At 42.8% G+C, this 25,576-nt stretch carries 16 protein-coding genes; 1 reads left to right on the top strand and 15 read right to left on the bottom strand.

Annotated features, from left to right (window positions below; translation table 11 throughout):
* The first annotated feature begins 84 nt into the window (after positions 1-84).
* On the top strand, positions 85-1,926 hold the full coding sequence (gene asnB, locus WMO37_RS14295) for an asparagine synthase (glutamine-hydrolyzing) (RefSeq protein ID WP_022433042.1): 1,842 nt from the start codon (positions 85-87) through the stop codon (positions 1,924-1,926).
* Positions 1,927-1,995: 69 nt separating this feature from the next.
* Here asnB and WMO37_RS14290 read toward each other — a convergent pair whose 3' ends face one another.
* From WMO37_RS14290 to WMO37_RS14220, 15 genes are all read right to left on the bottom strand, one after another.
* Positions 1,996-5,259: an Ig-like domain-containing protein gene (locus WMO37_RS14290; protein ID WP_349155350.1), complete on the bottom strand. Its 3,264-nt coding sequence runs from the start codon at positions 5,257-5,259 to the stop codon at positions 1,996-1,998.
* Positions 5,260-5,410: 151 nt separating this feature from the next.
* Complete coding sequence (locus tag WMO37_RS14285) at positions 5,411-6,082, bottom strand: ABC transporter ATP-binding protein (RefSeq protein ID WP_349155349.1); 672 nt, start codon at positions 6,080-6,082, stop codon at positions 5,411-5,413.
* A 22-nt stretch (positions 6,083-6,104) separates the two neighbouring features.
* Entirely contained in the window at positions 6,105-7,295 is a 1,191-nt protein-coding gene (locus WMO37_RS14280) for a sensor histidine kinase (protein WP_349155348.1), read from the bottom strand.
* Positions 7,252-8,064 (bottom strand): response regulator transcription factor, encoded by an 813-nt coding sequence (locus WMO37_RS14275; protein ID WP_349155347.1) that lies wholly within the window; start codon positions 8,062-8,064, stop codon positions 7,252-7,254. Before WMO37_RS14275 ends, WMO37_RS14280 begins: the two co-directional genes overlap by 44 nt.
* Positions 8,043-10,910, bottom strand: a complete 2,868-nt coding sequence (locus WMO37_RS14270) for an FtsX-like permease family protein (protein WP_349155346.1) — start codon at positions 10,908-10,910, stop codon at positions 8,043-8,045. The genes WMO37_RS14275 and WMO37_RS14270 overlap by 22 nt, the downstream gene beginning before the upstream one ends.
* Before the next feature lie 100 nt (positions 10,911-11,010).
* Positions 11,011-12,147 carry a Fic family protein gene (locus WMO37_RS14265; RefSeq protein ID WP_349155345.1) on the bottom strand — a complete coding sequence of 379 codons (1,137 nt, stop codon included), beginning with the start codon at positions 12,145-12,147 and terminating at the stop codon, positions 11,011-11,013.
* A 45-nt stretch (positions 12,148-12,192) separates the two neighbouring features.
* Complete coding sequence (locus WMO37_RS14260) at positions 12,193-12,330, bottom strand: hypothetical protein (RefSeq protein WP_349155344.1); 138 nt, start codon at positions 12,328-12,330, stop codon at positions 12,193-12,195.
* Positions 12,331-12,391: 61 nt separating this feature from the next.
* Positions 12,392-16,144 (bottom strand): phosphoribosylformylglycinamidine synthase, encoded by a 3,753-nt coding sequence (locus WMO37_RS14255; RefSeq protein WP_349155343.1) that lies wholly within the window; start codon positions 16,142-16,144, stop codon positions 12,392-12,394.
* A gap of 105 nt (positions 16,145-16,249) precedes the next feature.
* The gene (locus WMO37_RS14250; protein WP_022431918.1) at positions 16,250-17,185 is read right to left on the bottom strand and encodes a M14 family metallopeptidase; all 936 of its coding nucleotides are present in this window, start codon (positions 17,183-17,185) and stop codon (positions 16,250-16,252) included.
* A complete protein-coding gene (locus WMO37_RS14245) occupies positions 17,182-18,117 on the bottom strand; it encodes a M14 family metallopeptidase (RefSeq protein ID WP_227089453.1) in 936 nt (311 codons plus the stop codon). The genes WMO37_RS14250 and WMO37_RS14245 overlap by 4 nt, the downstream gene beginning before the upstream one ends.
* A 15-nt stretch (positions 18,118-18,132) precedes the next feature.
* Positions 18,133-19,548, bottom strand: coding sequence for a flagellar assembly protein A (locus WMO37_RS14240; RefSeq protein ID WP_349155342.1), 1,416 nt, complete (start codon positions 19,546-19,548; stop codon positions 18,133-18,135).
* 51 nt (positions 19,549-19,599) lie between these two features.
* Entirely contained in the window at positions 19,600-20,577 is a 978-nt protein-coding gene (locus WMO37_RS14235) for a hypothetical protein (protein WP_349155341.1), read from the bottom strand.
* Between the two features lie 132 nt (positions 20,578-20,709).
* Positions 20,710-23,169: an ATP-dependent DNA helicase gene (locus WMO37_RS14230; RefSeq protein ID WP_022431922.1), complete on the bottom strand. Its 2,460-nt coding sequence runs from the start codon at positions 23,167-23,169 to the stop codon at positions 20,710-20,712.
* Positions 23,160-23,954 (bottom strand): DUF8091 domain-containing protein, encoded by a 795-nt coding sequence (locus WMO37_RS14225; RefSeq protein WP_227089450.1) that lies wholly within the window; start codon positions 23,952-23,954, stop codon positions 23,160-23,162. Before WMO37_RS14225 ends, WMO37_RS14230 begins: the two co-directional genes overlap by 10 nt.
* Complete coding sequence (locus tag WMO37_RS14220) at positions 23,869-25,560, bottom strand: N-acetylmuramoyl-L-alanine amidase family protein (protein WP_349155340.1); 1,692 nt, start codon at positions 25,558-25,560, stop codon at positions 23,869-23,871. Before WMO37_RS14220 ends, WMO37_RS14225 begins: the two co-directional genes overlap by 86 nt.
* Between the last annotated feature and the right edge of the window lie 16 nt (positions 25,561-25,576).

Raw genomic sequence — 25,576 nt, 5'->3', positions numbered from 1 at the left:
TTGCTTCGCAAAACAAGGAGGCAAATTCCTCTGCTCCTGCTTAGGGCAGTCGCATTTTGCTTCGCAAAACAAGGAGGAATGAATATGTGTGGATTTGCAGGGTTCACCGGGTATCTTGAAAACGGTGAAGAAGTTCTCACAAATATGATGAATAAAATTATTCACCGCGGTCCGGACAGTGCCGGACAGCATATTGACGGGAAAGCGTATATGGGCTTTCGACGTCTTTCTATTATCGACCTCGATAACGGCAGCCAGCCGATGTATAATGAAGATAGAAAAATTGTCATTACATTTAATGGCGAAATTTACAACCATCAGGATTTAAGAAAAGATTTAATCGAAAAGGGACATACCTTTGCCAATAATTCCGATACAGAAGTATTGATTCACGCTTATGAAGAATACGGCGAAGATATGCTTTCCAAGTTAAGAGGTATGTTTGCCTTTGTAATTTGGGACAGTGAAAAGGAAACGATTTTTGCGGCAAGGGATTTCTTTGGCATTAAGCCGTTTTACTATGCCGTTGTTGACGGAAATCTGGTGTATGCTTCTGAAATTAAAAGTATTCTGGAATATCCGGGCTACAAAAAAGCAGTCAATGAAACTGCACTGGAAAATTACCTGACTTTCCAGTATTCCGTACTGGAAGAAACATTTTTCAAGGGCATTTATAAGCTGATGCCGTCCCACTGCTTAACATTCCATAACGGTGAGTTAAACATTAAGCGTTACTGGGAACCTGTTTTTGAAGCAGATGAGTCCGTTTCTTTAGATGACTGGGTTGAGCGTATCGACAATGCAATGCACGATTCCGTGGAACACCACAAAATCAGTGATGTTGAGGTCGGCTCTTTCCTTTCAAGCGGTGTGGATTCCAGCTATGTTGCCGCAACTTTTAACGGGGATAAGACTTTCACGGTTGGCTTTGACTATGAAAAATATAATGAAATTGACTACGCAAAGGCACTTTCCGAAAAAATTAAAATTGACAATTATTCCAAGCTGGTTTCCAGTGAAGAATACTGGGCTGCGATTCCAAAAATCCAGTACCATATGGACGAGCCTTTGGCAGACCCGGCTGCGATTGCCCTCTACTTTGTAAGCCAGACGGCTTCTAAGCACGTAAAGGTTGCACTCTCCGGCGAAGGTGCCGATGAATTTTTCGGCGGCTATAATATTTACAGAGAACCGCATGACCTTGCAGGCTTCCAGAAACTTCCTTATGTTTTACGAAAAGGACTGGCTTCCTGTGCTTCTGCACTGCCGTTCCGTTTTAAGGGAAAGAATTTCCTGATTCGTGCAAGCAAACCGGTGGAAGAACGTTTTATCGGAAATGCATTTATGTTTAACGAAAAGGAACGCAGCCGCGTTTTAAAAAATCCAACCGGAAAGTACAATCATACGGAGCTGACAAAACCGTTTTACGATAAGGTTAAAAATCAGGATGATGTCACAAAAATGCAGTACATTGATATTAACTTCTGGCTGATTGGCGATATTTTATTAAAAGCCGACAAGATGAGTATGGCACACTCCTTAGAGGTCCGTGTTCCATTCCTTGACAGGGAAGTTTTTGATGTTGCACGACATATCCCGACAAAGTATAAAGTCAATAAGCAGAATACAAAGTATGCAATGCGTATGGCTGCGCACCGCTATCTGCCGGATATGGTCGCAGAAAAGAAAAAACTTGGCTTCCCGGTACCAATCCGTATCTGGCTGCGTGATGAAAAGTATTATAACGTAATTAAAAAAGCGTTCCACAGTGAAGCTGCCAACAAGTATTTTAATACCGATGTTTTAATGCAGTATCTTGATGAACATAAGGAGGGCAAAGCTGACAATTCAAGAAAGATTTGGACAGTTTATATGTTCCTTGTATGGTATGAAGACTTCTTCGGAGATACAAAGCAGGCCGCATAAACGTGCGCTGCAAGACGCACAGGAAAGGGCGGGTGAAAAACGAAAGTTTTTTCACCCGCCCTTTTAGCTTTATGATATTACAAGTCCGTTTCTTATGGTGTACTGCCGTCCATCTGCAAAAAATGTACCGCTATAACCAAAATCAATCGTTCCTCTGTTAAAGTACCACTGACCGTACTCGTTGCTGCCAATTCCGGTGTATGCAAAATCAATTACACCATTGTTAAAATACCACCAGCCATACTCGTTTACTGCCATTCCTGTATATACAAAATCAATTGCGCCATCTTTAAAGTACCACCAGCCGTAATCATTCACTGCCATTCCCGTATAATCTGTCAGCACCTGCCCATTCCGGACATAGAGCCATCTGTCATCCGGTATCAGCATTCCCGTAAATCCGAAGTTTAACTGTCCGTTTGTATAGAACCATGTTCCATATTCATTATCCGCAAGTCCATTAAATGTCAGATTCAGCTGCCCGTTATTAAAATACCACCAGCCATACTCATTGCATGCCATACCCGTATAATTAAAATCCAGCTGTCCGTCTTTAAAATACCACCAACCGTATTCATTCACTGCCATTCCCGTATAATCTGTCAGCACCTGTCCATTCCGGACATAGAGCCATCTGTCATCCGGTATCAGCATTCCCGTAAATCCGAAGTTTAACTGTCCGTTTGTATAGAACCATGTTCCATATTCATTATTCGCAAGTCCGTAAAATGTCAGATCCAGCTGCCCGTTATTAAAATACCACCAGCCGTATTCGTTACACGCCATACCTGTGTATGTAAAATTAACATCACCATTCTGAATGTACCACCAGCCGTACTCATTGCACGCCATGCCGCAATAGTCTGCAGCAATCACATCATTTGCATAATAGTGCCATACCCCCTCTGCATCCTGACGCATTTCATAGACAACTTTTTCCTCTGTGTCAGGCTTTGTCGGTTCTGTGTCCGGTTTCTGCGTTGGCGTTTCCGTCGGCTGTTCAGATGGCTTTGTCACCTCTGTCGTACTTTCTGTTGGTTTTGTTGCTTCTGTTGTGGCTTCCGTCGGCTTCTGTGTCGGCTTTGGCGCTTCCGTCGTACTTTCCGTTGGCTTTGGTGTCGGTTTTGGCGCTTCTGTCGTAGCTTCCGTTGTACTTTCCGTTGGCTTTGGTGTCGGCTTTGGCGCTTCTGTCGTGGCTTCCGTCGTACTTTCCGTTGGCTTCTGCGTCGGCTTTGTCACTTCTGTTGTAGCTTCCGTTGTACTTTCCGTCGGCTTTGGCGCTGCCTGCGTTATTACAAGTGTATGCTCTGCCGTATGTGTTCCTGCTTTTGCGGTAATTGTAACCGTTCCTTTTGAAAGTGCCGTGACAAGACCGTTTTGATCAACTGCTGCAATATTGGTATCCGAGCTTGTCCACACAACAGTTGTATCATCTGTTGTATCCTGCGGAAGAATGACCACCGATAATGCCGCTTTATCTCCGGCTTTAAGTTCTCCTGTTCCTGTAATCTTTATATCTGTAATCGGTTTCTTTACTGTAACCGTACAGCTGTCCTGCATTTTTCCGTCTTCTGTTTCAACTGTAATCACCGCACTTCCGGCACCTTTGGCTGTAACCACACCTTCCTGTGACACTTCTGCCACACCACTGTCCGAAGATGTCCAAATTACATTTTTATTGGCAGCATTTTCAGGCAGCACCTCTGCCGTAAGCTGCTCACTCTGCTGCCAGTTCAGTTCCAATGCATGCTTATTTAACTTCACCGCCGTTACTGCTGTGTCCGGTTCTGCAACGTTATTTGTAAATGCCTTAATTCTGAAGTTTGTATTATTAGTATTTCCATAGTCGCTCCAGCCATAATATTCATTCAGATAAATATAACTCTGATGCGGCTGTGCAGCACAATTGGCCTGTATTCCGTTTAATGTTCTGGCACAGTCATAATAAAGCATAACTGACTGACCGCCCGAACCGGCAAATGCTGCTACTACTGAAAATATCTCTCCCTGATTTACTGTTACCGGTTCGTCAAACGCAACCGTCTTTAAAAGATTATCCTTGTCGCCGCTTGAAAAAGAGCCGCTTTTTTGTGCTTTTAACTCGCCGCTTTCAGGATTGTCCACATCTGTAAGACCAGTGTAAATACTGACGGTATAATCCATCTGTTTTGCCATAACCTCAAAAGATGCTGCCGCAATCTGCTCTGTGCCATTCTCATTGGCTTTTGCGGTAAATACATTTGCCGCCTTAAACTGCTGCTTTCCTGTCATCATTGCAAATGCACTTCCGTCATATTGATAATTATTATCATAATTATCCGCAGGTTCTGCTTCAAATGCCACTGCTGAACCGGAAAGACTTTGATCATAATATGAAATATAAAAATATCCGTCCTCGCCAAAATCACTTCCCCAGCTGTTACGGACTATCCATGCTCCATTTCCCTCCGGTGCTGTCGGGAAATTCTGTGCCGGATAATCATCATCCCAGCCTACAACAGTGACTGCATGGTTGGTTGTCTGTTCGTCATAACAATAATATCCAGCTGTATCTGCATTATAATACTGATTGCTGGCAAACCCTGAATATGTATATGCATAATAACTGATTCCGACTGCACCATAATCCATCACAGCCTGTTTTACATCTTCCATATTCTGCAAATTATAACTTCTATAATTCTGTAAATGCGCCACATCTGCATAAGCAAGTTCATCCGAAAGTCCTGTATCCAGTACATCGGCTGCCGTTTCATACGGTGCGCTTTCCTCACGTGCCGCTGAAAGCCAGTCTGACAGCGTATTAACCGCCATCTCATAATTTCCGCCACGCATCAGATAATTTATATCTGTATCCGTATACACGTAATCATCACCTGTCAGTCCGCCCAGCTTATCCTTCACAGAATGCGTTGCAAAATAAATCAGTTGCAATTCCGACAAATCCGTTTCCCCGTAACCTTTTTTCATCAGATTGATTTCCATGCATGCAATCGTTGAAAATGCCCAGCATGTTCCATAACCTCCCTGATTTCTGACCGCCGGCAGCTGCTGCGTCCGGTATTGTCCCGGTAATTGTTCTGCTGCTGATTTTAACAGTCCTTCTGTATCCTCTTTTTGTACTTCCTGCCTTTTTTCAGAAAAGCTGTCCGAAATATAACCTGTCTGTGCAATGCCGTCTTCCAGCCTGCTTTGCTCTGTTATTACATCTGCCGGTACCGCGGTCTGCTGTATGTTTTGTGCAAATGCGGGACTTTCCGATGTAACCAGAAGTGCTGCACTTAATACCGCAGCGGCGGCTTTTCTGATACATTTTTTCATATGACCTCTCATCGCTTGTCCTCCTTACATCCTTGTTTTCTTCCGCAAAAGTAAAAAATCTACAAATGATTCTTAACAACTGCCTATGCATTTATAGCATATCCATTATTTACTATATATTGCTGTACATTTTCATTATACACACCCATACCGTCAAATGCAATCATTTCATGCACGCCACAATATTTTCCATAGAAAGTATTCTGTCGGCATAATCTGCCATCTGCCTGTCATGCGTAACCATGACAATCGTCTGTCCGTACCGCATAGACGCTCTTGATAAAATCGCCGCCACGCTTTCTGCATTTTCTGCATCTAAATTTCCGGTCGGTTCATCGGCAAAAAGCACCGCCGGTCTTGTAACCAGCGCCCTTGCAATTGCCACACGCTGTTTTTGTCCGCCGGACATTTCATCGGGATACCGCTCCCTGCAGTCCGTAATTCCCAGTTCTTCAAAGAGCCGCTCCAGCTGCTCCTTATCCACCGCCTGGTGTGCAATCTTTAGCGGAAGCAGTACATTTTCATATGCCGTATATTCCGGAAAAAGACTGTAGTCCTGATAAATAAACCCGATTTTTTCCTGCCGGAACTGTGCCAGCTTTTTCCCCTTCAGCCCCGAAATTTCTTCACCTTCCACATAAACCTTTCCTTCATCCGGTTTATCAAAACTCGCCAGTATCCGAAGCAAGGTAGACTTTCCTGAACCGCTTCTTCCGACAACCGCCACAAATTCTCCACGCTCTACCGAAAAACTGCACCGGTTTAGTGCCTTTACGACAACACGCCCCGCCTGATAGGTCTTTGAAATATTTTCTGCCCGTAAAATTTCTCCCATAATTTCCTCTTTTCCGCAGGTACTAGATTTTACCCTGCTTTAATGCAAACTGCGGCAGTACCACCCTGAAAACCGCGCCCTGCCCGTCTTGTCTGTTATATGCCTGTATCGTCCCGCTGTGTGCTTCAACCACAAGCCTGGAAAGATTCAAGCCGATACCTGTCTGAAACGATGCGTAATCTCCCTGCGTTTCAAACCTGTCAAATAAATGTGTCGTGTCGCCGTCCGCAAATCCGTTTCCGTTATCCACTACCTTAATAACACACTTATCCGCATGCACCACGGCAACTATTTTTACCTCCGGCTGTTCTTGCATCTGTTGTGCTGCCCGTGCCGCACGGCAGGCATTTTCCACAAGATTAATCAATGCTTCCGTAATCCACTGTCCGTCTGCATAAATCTGTGCGTCCTTATCCTCACAGTCAAAGGTCAGTTTACAGTCTGTCTGTACTGCCTGTCTGACATTTTCAAACAGACCTGAAATGCTGACCGGCTCTTTTATAAAACGCACCTTTCCGGCTTCAATGCGGCTGATTGTAAGTAACTGACGGATAAATTCCTTGATTCTTTCCACATGTAAAAAGCACTGCACAATGTCATTTTGTATCGTCTGTTCCTGCGGAATTTCTTCCCGGATAACATCAAGTAACAGACTTAATCCCGCAAGCGGTGTCTTAATCTGGTGTGCGATATTTTCTGTGAATTTCTGTACTTGTTCTTCTTTTCTTTTGGTATACCGCAGTGCTGCTTCCAATTCCTCACGGCATTTTTTTATCTGCACTTTATCACTTTCCAACAGCGCATAAACGTCACTGCCGCCAATCTTTTTTACATACCGCCATGAAAGAAGCCCCATAACAGCCAGTATAACAATACCTGCAAGCAGAAACCCCTTTCCGCCCGCATACCATGTCAGCCACAAAATTCCCTGTTCCGTGTAACCGCTTTCATAAACCGCCGATGCCGCAGAAATGAGATTTTCATAATTTATCTTTGCCATAAACATATGATTGGTGACTAATATGCCCGCGGACGGATTGCTTTGATAGACCGCGCCAATCACCGCCTGACATTTTAATTCATAAAACACCGCCATTCCCGCAAAGCTTAAAAGCCATACTACAAGCCATGTCAGATTCATGACTGCCGCACGCTTTCTGACTTCATTTTTACCAAATTGATTTTTCGTCCGTCCCGCCGCTTTCTTCTTCACTGATTACACACCTCAAATTCCACCGGTAGCCATATCCCCGGATTGTTTCTATATATTGCTGTTTTCCCTCTGTATACATGCCCAGTTTATTTTTTAACCGGCTCACCGAAACAGTTAGTGTATTATCTTCTACAAAGTTTCCGTGTCCGTCCCACAGCTTTTCTAAGAACTGTCCTCTTTTAATAATAATTTCGGGATTTCTTAAAAAAATTTCTAACAGCTGTGCTTCTAACGGTGTCAGCTTTAACAGCTGTCCGTCCTTAAATATTTCCGCTCTTTCAAAATCCGCCCTGATATCGCCGCTGGCTAAAATTTTCCGCCGGTTGTATCCCTGCGGCAGCGTGGACAAATCCGCTGCGGATATTTTTGATACTTCCGGTATAACCTGTACTGTCAGCCTGCGCAGGTTTGCATGAATCCTTGAAATCAGCTCCGCGACACGAAACGGCTTTGTAATATAATCATCTCCGCCGATATCCAGTCCCTTTGTGATACTTTCCTCGTCATCACATGAAGTCAGAAACATCACAATCGCCTGTGAAATTTTCCGGATTTCATGACAGATATCAAACCCATTGCCGTCCGGCAGCCACACATCCAGCAGATAAATGTCATACTGCTGCCCGCTCTTTATCTGCTCCACCGCCTGCTGTTTATTTTCAACTGCCTGTACCAAAAAATCCCTGTTCTGTAACAGCCGTACCAGACTATCCTTTAATGAAATGTCATCTTCTACGACAAGTATTTTTATTTTTGTATCCTGTTCCATTTATCTGCTCCTGTCTGACTGCTTTTCCCTATTCTGACATAAATCAGCGCCGTTAGCAACAATCCTGTACCGGCAACTGCCGCAGCAATTCCCGCGGTCTGTAAGCTTCCAAGCGCCGGTCCGCCCTGCACTGTCCCTGCTGCATAAAACAAAATGCCTGCCATGACGGCCCCCGGCACCGTTGCCAGACTACAGTTTTGCATTTCATCTGTATAAATGGCACTCCGCTCCATTCCAAGTTCCATTAAAAGACGTATCCTCTTTTTCTGCTCCTGCAGATAAAACAGACTCCATACCACCAGAATCAATCCATACAGTAAAAGAATCCCGGCGATTGTAATACCATAGAAAAACAATTGATTGAGATATTGTATCCTGTACACGTTGTTTTCTTCAAAATGGCTCGCATAAGAATAGCCGTAGGAATCCAGATATGCTCTTAACACCTCATCTGTTGCCTGATACAATGCCGATAATCCGTAGGATACCGTCATCACATTCTGACCTAAATCCCGATACTGCTCCGGGTCATATTCTTTTTCCATGACCGTACACATTCTTTTAGCAGACAACTGATAACGATTATAAACGACACTTTCCGGCATAATCCAGTATTCCTGTGCATTCATTTCCTTTAATATAGGAAACTTCTCATAAAATGCCGTTTCATTTTCTTCATCCAGATAGACAACTGCTGCCACTGTCACCGGATTTTCTGATTTATATATATTTTTACCGGCACGGTATCTATATAAAATTTTTTCCTGTAACGTTTCCGGAAGTTCCTGAATTTCCTGTCTGATTTCATCTTCCTGCTTGTCATCCATATCTGACAGGATTTCTTCTGCCGCATCAAACTCTGCTGTTGAAAAACGCATTTTCTGCATATAATCCGCGTATTCCTGATACAATTCCGATACAGCATAACTTGAGTGGTTATTATTCATCCAATAAAAGTAGTCCAAAGATGACGATAGTGTATCACCTGCCTTACAGGTGTCCACATATTCCCCGGCAGCCCCTTTCTGAATCACCAGTACAGCCTGCTCTCCACGTTCAAAGGCTTCATAATCTCTGTATTCTTCATCGATATAATCTTCCAGCTCCTCATAAACTGCCCTGTTTTCCGCCACATAATAATCCAGACTGCGCGTTCCGTTAAATTTACTAAAAACAAAATGTGTCATTGTACGTGTTCCGCTGTATGCCGGCATTTCATACTTCATAACACCCTTGTTTAAAAAATTTTCCAGACCGTTTTCTTCGATGTACTGCTTATAAAATTCAGTATCATTTTTAGTCTTATAATACAGAACCATCCAGTTCTGCACCAATGCGGTATCTGTTTTGTCAATTCCGGACATCTGTCCGATATATGCCGTCAGTGACTGCGGCAGGCCATGAATTACACGCATTTTCCCCGTATCATATTTGTAATCCATCATTACCTTCTCCCCGTCCAGTACCGTCTCGGAAGATGTTGTGCCGCTGCTTTCACTTGCTGTATCTGAATTTCCTTCATCGATAATACCGTCCGGTGTAATTATTAAATCCGGCTGTCTTTTTTCATGGGTGTATGCTTTCTGTACCGCCGACATTTTTTGTGTGCAGACAAGCACCGCAAGCACAACAATACCCGTAAATCCCGCTTTTATAACATGCTGTCCGTACCGCATTGTCCACACGGACAGCTTCTTTTTCTGCTTTTCCCTGTCCACTCTTTGCGCCGCATACAGTCCCCACAAAGCCGTTATCACACAAAAAACCGCCGTCCATGCCGCCACACTGCCAAAGGCAGTCAGCGTAAGCTGTGCCTGTGCATTCTGCCGCTGTAACAAAATCCACAGAATCAGCCACACGATTCCAATGCCTGCTGCCGTTCCGACAACCGCCGCCGGTACAATCAACACACACAGTTCTGTAAGCTGGTACCATGCCCGGCAAAAACGTGTCATGCCCATTCTCTCAAACTGCCGGTAAGCTGTTCTGCGCTCCCGCTGATATGTCCACAAAACTGCCGCCGTAACAAAAATTCCCGCTGCCAGTGCGAAACAGCCCGCATAGAAACTCATTTTCCCGAAATCCGTTTCATGACTGTCATATGTCTTACTGTTATAAATCAATTTTGTATCTGCGGTTGATGCCTTATACATGCCCTGATATATCTGCCTGTAATCCGCTGTATGGATATCTTCATTAAGTGCGTAAAGCGTTGTAACCGATTCCGTCTGCGCATAGTTTTCCGCCTCTATCTGCGTAACAAGCATGACCGGCATATAACTTCCGCTGTCCCAGTATGCCGCATAATCCTCCAGTACGCCTGTCAGCGTATATTCCCTGACTGTCAGCTGCTTCTCAAAAATACTGGTCTTATTGTTTTTATCAGGATAGGAAACAGTTATTGTCTGCCCCAATTCTTCAGAATATCCAAGTGTTTCCAATGTATGCCGCTCTACTGCAATTTCATCATTATTCTGCGGCATTGCTCCTTTCAACAGTGTAAGTGATGCCAGCTGTGCCGCCATACTGTCCATATAACCTATTTTTATCTCTGTTGACGACAATTCGGAGACACTGTATACTGCCGTATTCACAGCTTTTCCGCTTCCTGCCAGATACGGATGTGTCTTTAATTCCTCCGACTGCGTTCCGTTACTGCTGTTTTCCATTATAAACCAGCCGCCAAATGTTTTCTTGGTCACTGCTTTCTGATAACTTAAAATGCCATTTGCACTTACCACGATAACCGCTATGAAAACTGCCGCAACCGCCGCTGTAACCGTTACCTTTCCCGCCTGTTTCTTTCTTTTTGTCAGACTGTGTAACACATTTTGAAGAATCTGCATTGCACGTCACCTGCCCTTCCCCTGTTTTTATATGTTTATCTTATCACAGGAACGTGACAATTCCCTTACAAAAAGAAAATTCTTTACCTTCGGTTAATAATCAGTTTTTGAATTTATATCTTCCTTTTCCGTGACCAGATACCGGTTCAATAATATCCGCCTGCACTAAATTTGAAAGAAATTTTGATGCACTTGAATTTTTCAAATCCAGCAATTCTATAACTGCACTTCTGCCAAATACTTCATCATATCCGAATTTTTCAAACATTCTGCGGATATGAACTGCTGTCTTAATAGAGAAATCCTTTCCCTTTTCTGAAAGTACACTTTCAATGTCTACTTTTTTATCTTGAATGTCTACTTTTCCACTACCAATGTCTACTTTTTTACTTTCAATGTCTACTTTTTCAGCGTTTAAAAGTCCACTTATATGCAAATCTCGGTTATGAAGCTCGTTATTCTCGTTCATAAGTAGATTTCTAAGGAACACTTCAAGATATTCCGTAGTTTCGTGAATGCCTTTTTGCAGGTTAGTATAATTGGCACGAACCAGTGCATTTCTAAAATACCACGCATTTTTTGCGAAAATATCATTGGTTGCGGAGAAACCAAGCGTTCTGAGATACTTGATAAAGAATACTGCCGTCGTCCTTGTATTGCCCTCTCCAAAAATATGAATTTGCCATAATCTTGAAACAAACACTGCAAGATGATGTATAATTTCATCTATTGAAAGTCCTTTATAACTAAAATCTTTTTCTTGAGAAAAGTCGTACTCGAAAGTTGCTCTAAGTTCCGAAGCACTGCCATACATTACAGTTGCACCGTCAAGCACCCACTCTTTTTTCGTGATGTTGTAATCTCTGATTTTTCCGGCGTGCTTATATATTCCCTGAAAAAGTTTACGATGGATAGAAATATACTCATTTGGAGAGAATGAAAATGCATTTTCGGAAAGTATCTCTGCAATACGAGAAGAAACCTTATCTGCTTCTTCTGTACGTTCCTCATCTGATAAATGAACAGGACGTTCCTCATAATAGCTGTCAATAAGGCCCTGTGCTTCCTTCATTGTAATTTTACCTTCAATATTTTGAATAGCAGTATCTATCAGATATTTTGACGTTTTGAGTCCATCTACAGCCTGAAGTCCAATTGCAGTACTCCAAGCATAACCTTTTCCAGCTTTGTCTGGCTCTGATTCTCTCAAATATTCCTTAAATGGGTCTTTTTCCATTTTTGCCACCTCGCTTCATAAAATTCTTGATTTTATAGCCATCTGTTACTTCTTATCTGCCTGCGCAATCACCTGTCTATACTGTTCTTTCACAATCACAGGTGCGAGTATTTGAACCTTGCCATCAAAGTCAGACACCCAGCCAAAGAAAAAGACCTCGCAGAGTATTTTCCCACCCTGCAAGGTCTTGTTTCTCGTTATTTACAGCTTTATCGGGCTGCAATTTCTTTGCCCTTTGAATAATTTACTTAAAGTATTCCACGCCGGATTCAAATATCTTCAAATCCTGTTCGCCGTAGATATTGATTGCAACGGAATCACCGCGTCTTTCGGAATGTGCCATTTTACCAAGGCATCTTCCGTCAGGGCTTGTAATACCTTCAATCGCCATATAAGAACCGTTGACATTCCATTCTTCGTCCATAGAAACATTTCCTGCCAGATCACAGTACTGTGTTGCTACCTGTCCGTTTTCAAACAGCTTATCTAACCATTCCTTCGGTGCTACAAAACGACCTTCGCCGTGTGAAGCAGGGTTTGTATATACACCGCCTAATTCAGCCTTTGCAAGCCATGGGCTCTTATTGGATACAACCTTTGTGTAAACCATTTTTGAGATATGGCGGTTGATGGTGTTAAATGTCAGTGTCGGTGACTGGTCGTTCTGTCCGGTAATGGAGCCGTTTGGCACAAGTCCCAGCTTGATTAATGCCTGGAAACCGTTACAGATACCCAGTGCAAGACCATCTCTTTCATTTAACAGTCTTTCAACAGCTTCCTTCATCTTTGCGTTACGGAATGCCGTTGCAAAGAACTTCGCAGAACCGTCCGGTTCATCACCTGCGGAGAATCCTCCCGGGAACATGATAATCTGTGACTGGTTGATTGCCTTTTCAAATTCATCCACAGATTCTCTGATTCCCTGTGCAGAAAGGTTCTTAAATACCTTTACGATGACATCTGCGCCTGCACGTTCAAATGCCTTTGTGCTGTCGTATTCGCAGTTTGTACCCGGAAATACCGGAATAAATACAGTCGGCTTTGCTACTTTATTCTTGCATACATAAACACTGTCTGCCTTGTAGAGCTTACTTTCAACCGGTGTTTCATCCTTTGAAACCTTTGTCGGGAATACATTTTCAAGCGGTTCTTTCCATACGCTTAATGCTTCTTCTGCATTAATTGCCACTTCTTTATAAGTAAACTTTGCTTCATCTGTTACTGTACCAACCGTTGTATACGGTACTGTAATTTCTGATAAACGGCTCTTTTCTACTTCTGCCACAATACAGCCGTAAGCCGGTGCAAATAACTGTTCTTCCTTGAGATCATTATTTAACGCAAAGCCTTTCATATTACCGAATGCCATCTTTGAAAGTGCAGGAATCAGACCGTTTGCATCGCATACATAAGCAGAAACCACTGCTTTCTTTACAATGAGTTCATGAACAGCCGCATATAAAGCCTTTACCTGTTCAAAATCCGGTAAATCATATTCATTCTTTGTAATATCAAACCGTACCAATACATTTCCTGCTGTCTTTAATTCCGGTGTAATAATGTCGCTTTCCTTTGCTACATCAACTGCAAATGAGCAGAGTGTCGGTGGAACATCAATATCTTCAAATGTTCCTGACATACTGTCCTTACCGCCGATTGACGGAAGTCCGAAGCCTAACTGTGCTTCATAAGCACCTAACAGTGCTGCAAACGGCTGGCTCCAGCGTGACGGGTCTTCTGTCATTCTTCTGAAGTATTCCTGGAACGTAAAACGGATCTTGCTGTAATCACCGCCTGCTGCCACAATCTTTGCAACAGAATCAATAACTGCATAAACCGCACCATGGTATGGACTCCACTTTGACAGATATGGATCAAATCCATATGCCATCATCGTTACAGTATCGCACTTACCCTTTAATACAGGGAGTTTTGCAACCATTGCCTGTGTTTCGGTCAGCTGATACTTACCGCCGTAAGGCATGAGTACCGAACCGGCGCCGATAGAGCCATCGAAACGTTCTACCAGACCTTTCTGTGAACACTCATTTAAGTCTGAAAGAACCTTTAACCACTTACCTCTTACATCTTCAACCTTGCCTGCATTTAAGACACAGTCTTCCTTCTCCGGAATGTCAACCAATACAGAAGTTTCCTGATGTGCACCGTTGGTATCCAGAAATGCTCTTGAAATGTTGACAATTTCCCTGCCTCTCCACTCAAGCACCAGTCTAGGCTCTTTTGTTACAACCGCAACTTCTACTGCTTCTAAGTTTTCTTCTGCGGCATATGCTAAAAATGCTTCTACATCTGCCGGATCAATGACAACCGCCATTCTCTCCTGTGATTCGGAAATTGCAAGTTCTGTTCCGTCAAGACCTTCATATTTCTTTGGCACTTTATCTAAGGATACGCGTAAACCGTCTGCAAGTTCACCGATTGCAACGGATACACCGCCCGCACCAAAATCGTTACACTTCTTAATCAGCTTTGTAACTTCCGGTCTTCTGAATAATCTCTGCATCTTACGCTCTGTCGGTGCATTACCCTTTTGTACTTCTGCACCGCAGGTTTCAATGGATTCTGTTGTATGCACCTTTGAAGAACCGGTTGCACCGCCGCAGCCGTCACGTCCTGTACGTCCGCCGAGTAAAATAATAATATCGCCCGGATCAGAGGTTTCTCTCTTTACGGCACTTCTTGGCGCTGCTGCCATAACGGCACCGATTTCCATTCTCTTTGCCACATAATCCGGATGATAAATTTCCTTTACATAACCAGTTGCAAGACCGATCTGGTTACCGTAAGAGCTGTAGCCCTGTGCAGCTCCTGTTACAAGCTTTCTCTGCGGAAGCTTGCCCTTTAAGGTCTGTGAAATCGGAACGGTCGGATCTGCTGCACCGGTTACACGCATTGCCTGATAAACATAGGTACGTCCTGAAAGCGGGTCACGGATTGCACCGCCAAGGCAGGTTGCCGCGCCACCGAACGGTTCGATTTCTGTCGGGTGGTTGTGTGTTTCATTTTTGAAGTTTACAAGCCATTCTTCTGTTTTTCCGTCAATTTCAACCGGCACAACAATACTGCACGCATTGATTTCATCAGATTCTTCCTGATCCTGTAACTTTCCTTCTGCCTTTAACTTCTTCATTGCCATCAGGGCAAGGTCCATTAAGCAGACAAATTTATCTTTTCTGTCTTTATAAATTACGGCTCTGTCTGCAAGATACTTTTCATAAGTTGCCTGCATTGGTGCTTTGTAATAACCGTCTTTAAATGTAACGTTCTTTAATTCGGTTGCAAATGTCGTATGACGGCAGTGGTCAGACCAGTATGTATCGAGTACCCGGATTTCCGTCATGGAAGGATTTCTCTTTTCCTCTCCTGCAAAATACTGCTGGATAAATGCAAAATCCTTAAAAGTCATAGCAAGTCCTAAAGAATCATATAATTCCTTTAACTGAGTTTCTGACATTTCATTAAATCCGTCAAAAATCTTTACATCTGCCGGCACTTTAAATTCTGTCACCAGTGTCTTTGGCAGTTCACTGGATGCTTCCCTTGAATCTACCGGATTGATACAGAGTTCCTTAATCTTTTCTTTTTCATCAGCTGTTAACGCACCCGTCAATACATATGTAACTGCTGTTTTGATAACCGGTGTTTCATTTTCATTGAAAAAACGCACACACTGCTCTGCGGAGTCTGCTCTCTGGTCAAACTGTCCCGGAAGATATTCTACGGAAAATACGAAATCATCAGCATCTGCCGGAAATTCCATTTCATATACATCATCAACCGGTGGTTCTGAAAATACCGTTGTCAATGCCTGTGTATAAGTTTCCTCTGAAAGATTCTCAATATCATAACGGATTAAAACCCTTACCTGTGAAATCGTCTTAATTCCCAAATATCCTGCAATCTCATCATGAAGCTCTTTTGCTTTTACAGCATATGGTTTTTTCTTTTCAACAAAAACTCTTTTAACGCCGCTCATCTTTTCCTCCTAAAATTCTGCCGGGTGCAAACTTTACCGCGCCCCGCTTTAATGTATTATTGAAATAAGTATCATTGTAGCATATCTGTCAAAATTAAACAATAACTACTCATGCATTCTTCGTATAATCTTATATACAACCTCATTTCCCGTAACCATCGGTGCCGTATGCGCAAAAAATACGATACCGTCCGTCTGGGAATAGATTTCACTTTTGACTTCTCCCTCATACGGATCAATTACCTGTGCAATCAGATCGCCGTGAAATACCGGGTCTCCCGGATTTTTCAAATGCCTGTAAAATCCGGCATCATATGTTTTTACCGGAAGCAGGTCATATTCATTAATCACACTGGCAATATAGCCGCTATGGTTGTTATATTTTAAAATGCCCATGCGGGTCAGAAAACGAAGCACCGATGACACAGCCTGCCTTGCTGAACGGTCATCCACCAGATCAGTGCTGTTGGTATAAATCGAAAATGCATTTGTTCCGTTCATCTGCCAGTTATAATTTAGTGTTACCGTATCCATCGGCTTTGGCTTTCGGATAACTACATACTGTAACCCGAACAGATTCGCAAGGCTTGCATTCTGATAACCGGTTTCCATCATGCGCACATGCGGGATAAAATCCCCCGGCATATAAAAGCTTGCAAACTGGATACCGTAGCTGTATCCTTTTACCTTTTCAAACAGTTCTCCCGCAATCTGCTTTGTGGTATCTCCACGCAGATCGCCCGGAAAGGTTCTGTTAATATCTATATTATCCACTGCCCAGAACCGTTTGCCAACATTCATGGAATAACTGTTTGCCGTCGGCACAACCAGAATGCCGTGTCCATGTGTAATCGCCCCGTGTGCTTCCAGCTCTTTTAAAACTTTAATCAGCTGTGAACAGATATAGAGCTGCTGCATTTCATTTCCCCGCAACGCCCCGACGATACAGGCTGAATTCTCCTCTCCGCCGAACCGGTAGCCCTCTACAACAAAATCTTCCCGGTAGAGACCTTTTAATCTATATAACTCAATTTTTTTCATGCTTTTCCTCCATATACCCGGGCAATCAACGCACCTTTGTATACAACCGGATTTTCCCGCAGGGTAAATATAATTCCGTTTGTCGGTGACTCAATTCTCTGAATCACCTTTCCTTCTATCGGCTCAATAATATCGCCGATATGCGTTCCCATCTCAATTGCTCCCATATGGTCTGTTGCTGCAACAAACACACCGGTCTGAGCAGCATTGATAATGCTGACTTCTCCTTCGGTAGAAATAATCGGCTGTTTCACCTGCGGTGCTTCATCCTCCCATATTCCCATATGAATCAGCATATTAAAAATGCCGTCTATCAGCTGATGGCAGTATGCATTATTGATACGGTGTCCCACACCCATTTCAACCACTAAAGTCGGCACACCCATATTATTCAGGCTGTAGGCAAGTGTTGCTTCCAACACTGTAATAGATGAATAAATCCAGACAAAATCCGCATTGAGCAGCTTTGCATACGGCAAAAGCTTCTCCTCGTTGTCATCATTTAAACGCACCTGCGGCACTTCTTTGACAAAAATATTGCTGGAATGAATATCCAGACACATATCGCTTCCAATAATATCATCAATAATCCCGGCAGCCAGATATTCCGTAATCGCACCATTGTTATCTCCCGGAAAGACCCGGTTCATATCAAGGTCAAACATAGGGATTCCTCTTGAACCTGTATCAAGTCCAAGAGGATTCACATCTGGATATATATCAACAATTCCTTTCAACTTCTCAGGATGCGCATTCAGCTGCTTCACAATCTCATAGCAGACATACTGCCCATCCAGTTCATCTCCATGCGTACCCGTCACAATGGAAATTCGCTTTTCATTTCCTGTAAGCTGTTTCGGTGCAAGTCTGTTTTTTCTCACCGTCAGTCTTTCATGAACTGCCAAATCTACCGATACAACTTCCTCTATCATCGGATTGTTCCTCCACTATTCTTCATAATCCCTTACAACGATACTGTCATTGACCTTTCGGACTAAAACATGTACCAGTGTATCCGCCGGTTCATAAACCTTGGCTTCTATATAAATACGTGCTCCCGGAAAGATTTTGGAATCAACCTTTACAACAGCTTTTCCGGACTCTTTAATCAAATCGTATAGCCGCTTGCTTTCCTGCTCACACTTAGCCTTCTCCGCACTCTTTATAATCTTGGACTGACAGATTTTCGTATAAGAAACGCTGTCAAATGCCTCAGGTTTCACATCCCTTACCATCGTCAGTTTCTTCAATGCACTCTCATACATTTCAATCTGGGAATCAATATCCTTTAACTGTACAATAATATTGGCATAATCCATACGGAGTTTCTTTGTTGCTCCGATTCTTAAATTGGTCGGTGCATAAGATGCATTACCGGCATTGGAGGTTTCAATCCCCATAACACCTGTTACATCACCGCCGTGAATCGTTCCTCTGCTTCCCTGTACAATGACTTTGCCAAGTGCCATAATCTTACTGCTTAAAATATAGCCTGCATTGACATCGCCTTCCGCATAAACAATCGCATTCTCAAAAAAACGTGCCGAAATACTCCCTTTGGCTTCAATCTGTCCGATGCCATTGGCGTTGACGCCTTTATTTAAAACGATATCTTTATTTGACTTAATCACCGCACCCTCTACATAGCCACCGATATAGATGCTGCCCATTGCCCGGATTGTTACACCGGTAATAACATTTCCGGTGATATTGACATCCCCATTAAAATCAATATTACCAATATTCAAATCAACGTCACCACTGATGTCCAATACATTCACGATACGCAAATCATAGTTACAGTATTCAACTTTACCGTCAATGGCTGCATAATAGGTATTACCGTCCTCTGACACGGTAAATCCTTTGCCGCGCAGATTGGATTTTGGTTTGCCCGCCTTCGGTGCTAAAAGTTTCCCCTTTACATCAAATCCAAACACACCTTTCGTCGGCGGATAATACTGTGCAAGCTTATCACCCTCACTCACCTTTTCATACAGCTTCATATTATAATAGTCAACCGAGCCGTCTTCACGCACAGACGGTTTTGCCTTCAAATCCGTTTCAAATTCAAATTCATAGTAACCGTCTGCGCCATCCTGCACCATCTTCCCCTGTGCAACGACTACCGCCGTATTATAAATCTGCTCCTCCACCATATGATGAATCCTGGCATCATCCAACCCCATCTTTACGCCGGCATTAGACAAAGCCCGCATCACTTCTTCATATGTATAGGGGTCTTCCTCTTTTGCAGGTTTACTTAAAAAAAGGGTCGCAGACATATTGTCATCGGCTATTATGACCTGAATATCTTTTTTATTAAGTTGTCCCATTTCATCAAAAAGTTCAGGTGTTCCCATATGTACCTCAATTCTGCCCCAAAAGGCCTCATATCCTATTTCATCAATATCCTACTTTTTTAATGCTTCTGACTCAAGCCTCATATTCATCATAACATCACTTGGTATCAGCGGATTGAGCAGCTTTGTCACATCAATCCCATGTTCCAGCCCAAGTCTTATCTGCTCCATCTGTTTAAAATCATATGCTGCATCTGCATAGAGATTAACATTCACACCGCTTTCCAGTCCCAAAAGGACTTCCTGGCTCTGCAATTCATCCAGCCCGCTGCCTTCGGATTTGCCCTCAAGCTTTAACCTCATATCTTCCATTTCCAGTGCATCGATAAACGGATCTGCATATCCTGAAACATCAATTCCGGCTTCCAGTCCCAGCCGTACCTGTTCCATCTGGGCGGATGAAAATCCAACCATCGAATACCAGCTGACATCAAGACCGGCCTGTAATCCAAGCCGCAGCTGCTTCATCTGGTCCCCCGTATATTCATGCAGCAGATATTTTGTGATATCTACACAGTGTTCAATACCAAGACGGATTTCCCGCAGCTGATATTCATCAAATCCTTCATTGACAAAGAACGATAAATCAATCTCTTTTTCCCTTGCCTTGCGGATTTGTCTAAGAACATTTCCTGAAAATCCCCGTTTTGCGTATTTTGTAATATCATAATTCATCCGTTCCGATAAACGGATCTCTTTCATGACCGAATAATCATATGCCGGATTGCATACCGCATCTAAATCCATATGTTCCCTGATAACCGCTTTAATTTCCTCCATCTGCATATAATTATAACGGTTATCTGCAAACGGTGTGATATCCATGCCTTCTTCGAGTGCCAGCCGGATAGACTTCATCTGCGCTGCGTCATACTTTTTATCCGCATATTTTGTAATATCCACTTCATTGTTCAAGCCTTTGGCAATCTCTACGGACTGCAGACGGTTAAACCCCATCCCCTGAAGCGTTTCCTTTAAAGTACCATCTTTTCTGCTTTCTTCTAATTGATTCTTAATACTATTCTCCATATGCTATTCTCCACTCACTGCCAATTATTTTGTCAGACGTTCCTAATATTGCGTTGGATTTTTCACTCACGAGCCACACTTGTATATACAGCTTACATTAATTCTTTTAATTATTATACAATACATTTAACTTTATTGCACTAAATTTTTCCAAAAATCTGCTAATATATTTTTAAAATTGTGCTTTGTTACCGGATAAATCTCATTCCATTCCCTCGGATACAGCTTTTCATATCCGGGTGTTAAGAATCTGTCATCGAGTAAAATAATCACTCCACAGTCTTCCTCTGTGCGGATAACGCGCCCTGCCGACTGTAATACCTTATTCATGCCGGGATAGATATAGGCATACGCATAACCATCCTTTCCACATCCGTCAAAGTAATCCCGCAACAGATTTCTTTCCTTTGATATCATCGGAATTCCCGTACCGACAATAATCGTTCCGATAAGACTTTCTCTTTTTAAGTCAATCCCTTCTGAAAATATGCCGCCCATTACACAAAATCCTAAAAGGCTTCCACTTCCCTGCACATTTTCAAATAAAGACAGAAAATTTTCTTTTTCCTGTTCTTTCATTGACGGAAGCTGCACAATCAGATTCTGTTCTGCTGTAAGCTTTGGTGTACCGCCCTCTGCGCCCATGATGATTTCATCCGGTTTATACATCTGTTCATAGTTTTCTTTTACCTGCTGCAAATATCCATATGATGGAAAAAATACGAGATACCGTCCCGGATGCACCTGTACCGTTTCGGCAATGTAGCGGCATACTTTCCGGTATTCCCCTGCATTCCTTCTTGTATATCTGCTGCTGACATCTTTTCCGATAACAATTCTGCGCTTTTTACTGTCAAACGAAGACTGTGCATACACTGCATAATCCTGTGTATCTGCAGTCAGCATTTCTTTAAAATAATTGACCGGAAGCAGCGTCGCCGAAAAAAACACGGCACTTCTTCCCTGTGCCAGTCTTTCCGACAGATTCGTTGACGGGTCTACACAGAACAATTTCATATAAAAATGATTGTTCTCATCATGCTTTGTATAAATCAGATATTTTTCATCCATGCAGTCATACATATTCAGAAAATGCCGCAGTGTAAAGAAAAACTGCAAAATTTCCTCCTGCTGCGGATGATTTTTATGATGTTCCAGAAAATGCTGTAATCTTACATAACACCGTTCCAGTGCCGCAGGAAAAGTTCCCAGATAATCAATCACATCTATTGTATCACATTTTCTTTTATATTCCAACAATCCGGCATTGCACTTTTCAAGGCTGTTATACAATGCCCTGTCTGTATCTTTTACATATTTTTTTATTGTCAGAAAATCCTCTTTTACAAGAATAGCACTGTACATCTGCCTTGCCCTGTCAACCAGATTGTGTGCTTCGTCCACCAGAAAAATATACTCGCCCCTGTTTCCTTCGCCAAAGTAGCGCTTGAGTGCCACATTTGGGTCAAAAACATAATTATAATCACAGATAATGCCGTCACACCAGTATGAAATATCCAGCGACATCTCAAACGGACAGACACAATGTTTCTTTGCATATTCCATCACTTTTTCACGGTCAATTACCATTTCATGTGTGATCATGTCATAGACCGCATCGTTAATCCTGTCAAAATGTCCTGCTGCCCTCTCGCATTTAACAGGATTGCAGTTTCTTTCCTCCAGAATGCAGATTTTATCTTTTGCCGTCAGTGTCACCGTACGCATAGAAAGCCCCTGCCTGCGCAGAATTGAAAAGGTTTCTTCGGCAACGGTTCTTGTAATCGTCTTAGAGGTCAGATAAAAGATTTTGTCTGCCTTACTCTGTCCCATGGCACAGACTGCCGGATAAATAGTGGAAATGGTTTTTCCAACACCGGTTGATGCCTGAATAAAAAGATTTCTTGCTTCCCCGATGCAGTGATAAACACCTGTTACCAGTTTTTTCTGTCCTTTGCGGTATTCAAACGGAAAGGACAGCTTCTTAATCGATGCCGTCCTTTTTTCACGTTCGCAAAAGACAAAATCTGACCACCGTTTAAAGCTGTTGATCAGCGTTTCAAACCATTCTGTCAGTTCTTCTTTTGAATATTCTTTTGTAAAACGCTTTATTTTTTCTGTTTCAGGATTGGCATAGGTCATCTGTACGCCGATACCGGAAAGATGGTTCTGTACCATATAAATATAGCCGTACACCTTTGCCTGCGCTTCATGTACTGACACCGGCTGTTCTAACTTTTCCACATCGGACTGCATGGTTTTAATCTCATCAATAATAACCTTTCCAACCGGTGTCTTACTGCCGTCCGCTTCTTCGTGGAAATCACTGATAATACCGTCCGCCCTGCCCTCCAGACGTATGATGTAATCAATATTCTCCACCGTTTCCGGCAGTTCAATTTTTAACGGAACTTCCGCCCTGTAAGATGCGCCCATGCTTTTTTGTATTTTTTTGTGCATGCGCGTACCCTCCTGCATCAGACGCACATCTGAAAATCCGCCGGTTCTGTTATCAATATCACCGCTGCGGCAAATAAATTCAACCAGTCCGCGGACTGAAAGTTTAATTACGTTGTCCTTTATTACATACATCTATTGTTTTCCTTCACCTCGTAAAGATACGACCTGCCCTGCTTTCCTACTCTTGTAACCGTCTGCGTATCCTTTAAAATATTAAGCGTTATCCTTGCCGTATCCACCGGAATATGGGCAGCTTTTGCAAAATCCGCTGAAGTAAACGTGCCATCCAGTTCATACGGCACAAACTGCATATAGTCTTCAAGCTGCTCAATTGTCACTATCTCCCGTATGCCTATCGGGATTCTGTCCTTTTTTTCGCCGTGCCTGCGGATTCCTTTTTTGGTACGAATCCGCTGCTGTAACGTCTTATACTCCTGCATATCCATCAGTACCAGTTTGACCGTCAGCTGTGGGTGATGCAGATACTGTTTGATTTTATACAGCTCCGTAAAAGCATCGTAGACCGTGTAGTGGCGCGGTGATTTTCTTGGTTCACTCACCTCCCCTGTCTGTTCATCAACCCAGAACACCCATTTGTTGCAGGGCATCGGATAGACAATTGTTACCGGATAGTGGTTCAAAAAGACTGCCAGCTTTTCACGAAGCCGCTCAAAGCTTCTTGTCTGGATTTCAATAACCCCGTTTTCATTGTAAATATCCGCAAAATAACCCTCAAGCGCAACTTCATGGTTGTCTTCTTCCGGCTCAAAAAATTTTTTCAGTACACTATGTACTGTCTTTTCAGAAAGTGTTCCAATCCCTTTATTATGCCTATTTGCCGAGAGTACTGCTTTCTTCGCCTGCTGGAAGCGTTCCTGCTGTATGTACTGTATCTGCTGTATCTGCTTCTGTTTCATTTACAATCCTTTTTTCTACGACATAACCTTCTGTAATGGTATATTCTGTATCATCAAATTTCACTTTTCCGCTAAAGTCATATCCGATTCTGCCCTGCTGATAATACCATTCACCGTAACTGTTTGCGCCAATACCGGTATATTCCTCATTTAACAGACCATTTTCAAAATACCACCAGCCGTATTCATTGTGCGCCATTCCCGTATATTCACGATTCAGTTGACCGTTTTCAAAGTACCACCAGCCATATTCATTTAACGCCATTCCCGTATAGACATCATTTAAATTGCCATTTTCAAAATACCACCAGCCGTATTCATTCAACGCCATTCCCGTATAATTCAGGTTTAAAAATCCATTTTCAAAATACCACCAGCCGTATTCATTCAACGCCATTCCCGTATATTCACGATTCAAGTTGCCATTCTGATAGTACCACCAGCCATATTCGTTACATACCATTCCGGTATAATCCCAGTTTAATACGCCATTCTCAAAATACCACCAGCCGTATTCATTCAACGCCATTCCCGTGTAATTCCAGTTTAACTTTCCGTCTTCAAAGTACCACCAGCCATACTCGTTACATGCCATTCCCGTATAGGCATCATTTACATAACCGCCCTGAACATAGTACCATTCTGCTCCGTCACAAAGCATTCCGGTATAATCCATGTTTACAACACCGTCCTGCATATACCAGCGGCCATACTCATTTTCTGCAATACCTGTATAAGAATCATCTATTTCACCGTCTGTAACATACCACCAGCCATATTCATTGACCGCCATTCCCGTGTAATCCGATACTTCACCGTCTTCGTAATAATGCCAGTCACCGTATTTATCCGTACATAGACCATTTTTCTTATGCAGTCCGAAATAATCTGCAATTCCGCTGGCATCTGCCTGTCCCATACGTACCAGCATGTTGTCATTGGACAAAAATACATGTGTATCCCCCGCATCTGAAAGATAAGCATGTTCTACAATAATTCCCGGTACACCGTTGTACTTGGAATTTCTGATGACACTGTAATAATCCGCGCGGCTTCCATCCGGATACCAGTTGGTATCATCATCTTCTTCGCCATCACTATCTCTTGTATACAATCCATTCCGGTATATGCCCATTTCACTCAGGTAACCCGCAATATGCTCAGATACCGCATATCCTATATCATTAAATTCTGATACATAGTGATTATTGGGATAATAAATTTCATATCCGCTGTCATCGCCCGAATTGTTATGCAGACTTACAAAAAGGTCCGCTCCGACTTCTCCTGCATATTCTGTCCGCTGTATTAAGTCCTGTTTGGTTGTACTGCCTTCAAACGGACACGCAATGGTATCATGTGTCATATAAACGGTTATGCCATCGTATTTTTCAAGCTCTGTACGGCACGCCAGTCCGATTTTTAAATTTAATTGCTGCTCTTTTAAACCATATGCTGCCGCCCCTGTATGTGTACTGTCATGTCCGGGATCTAACATCACTACAACATTGTCTGCCGCTTCTGCCCTCTGGATGCCGTTTAAAAAAAATGCCGCCGTCATTGCAAACGCAGCTGCCGCCAGCACTGCTGCCTTTCTTTTTTTCATACTTTTGTGCCTCACT

It is taken from the genome of Lachnospira intestinalis (assembly GCF_040095895.1).
Lineage (GTDB): Bacteria > Bacillota > Clostridia > Lachnospirales > Lachnospiraceae > Lachnospira > Lachnospira intestinalis.
Note: the sequence above shows the minus strand (reverse complement) of the source record. Positions and strands in the feature narration are given on the sequence as shown.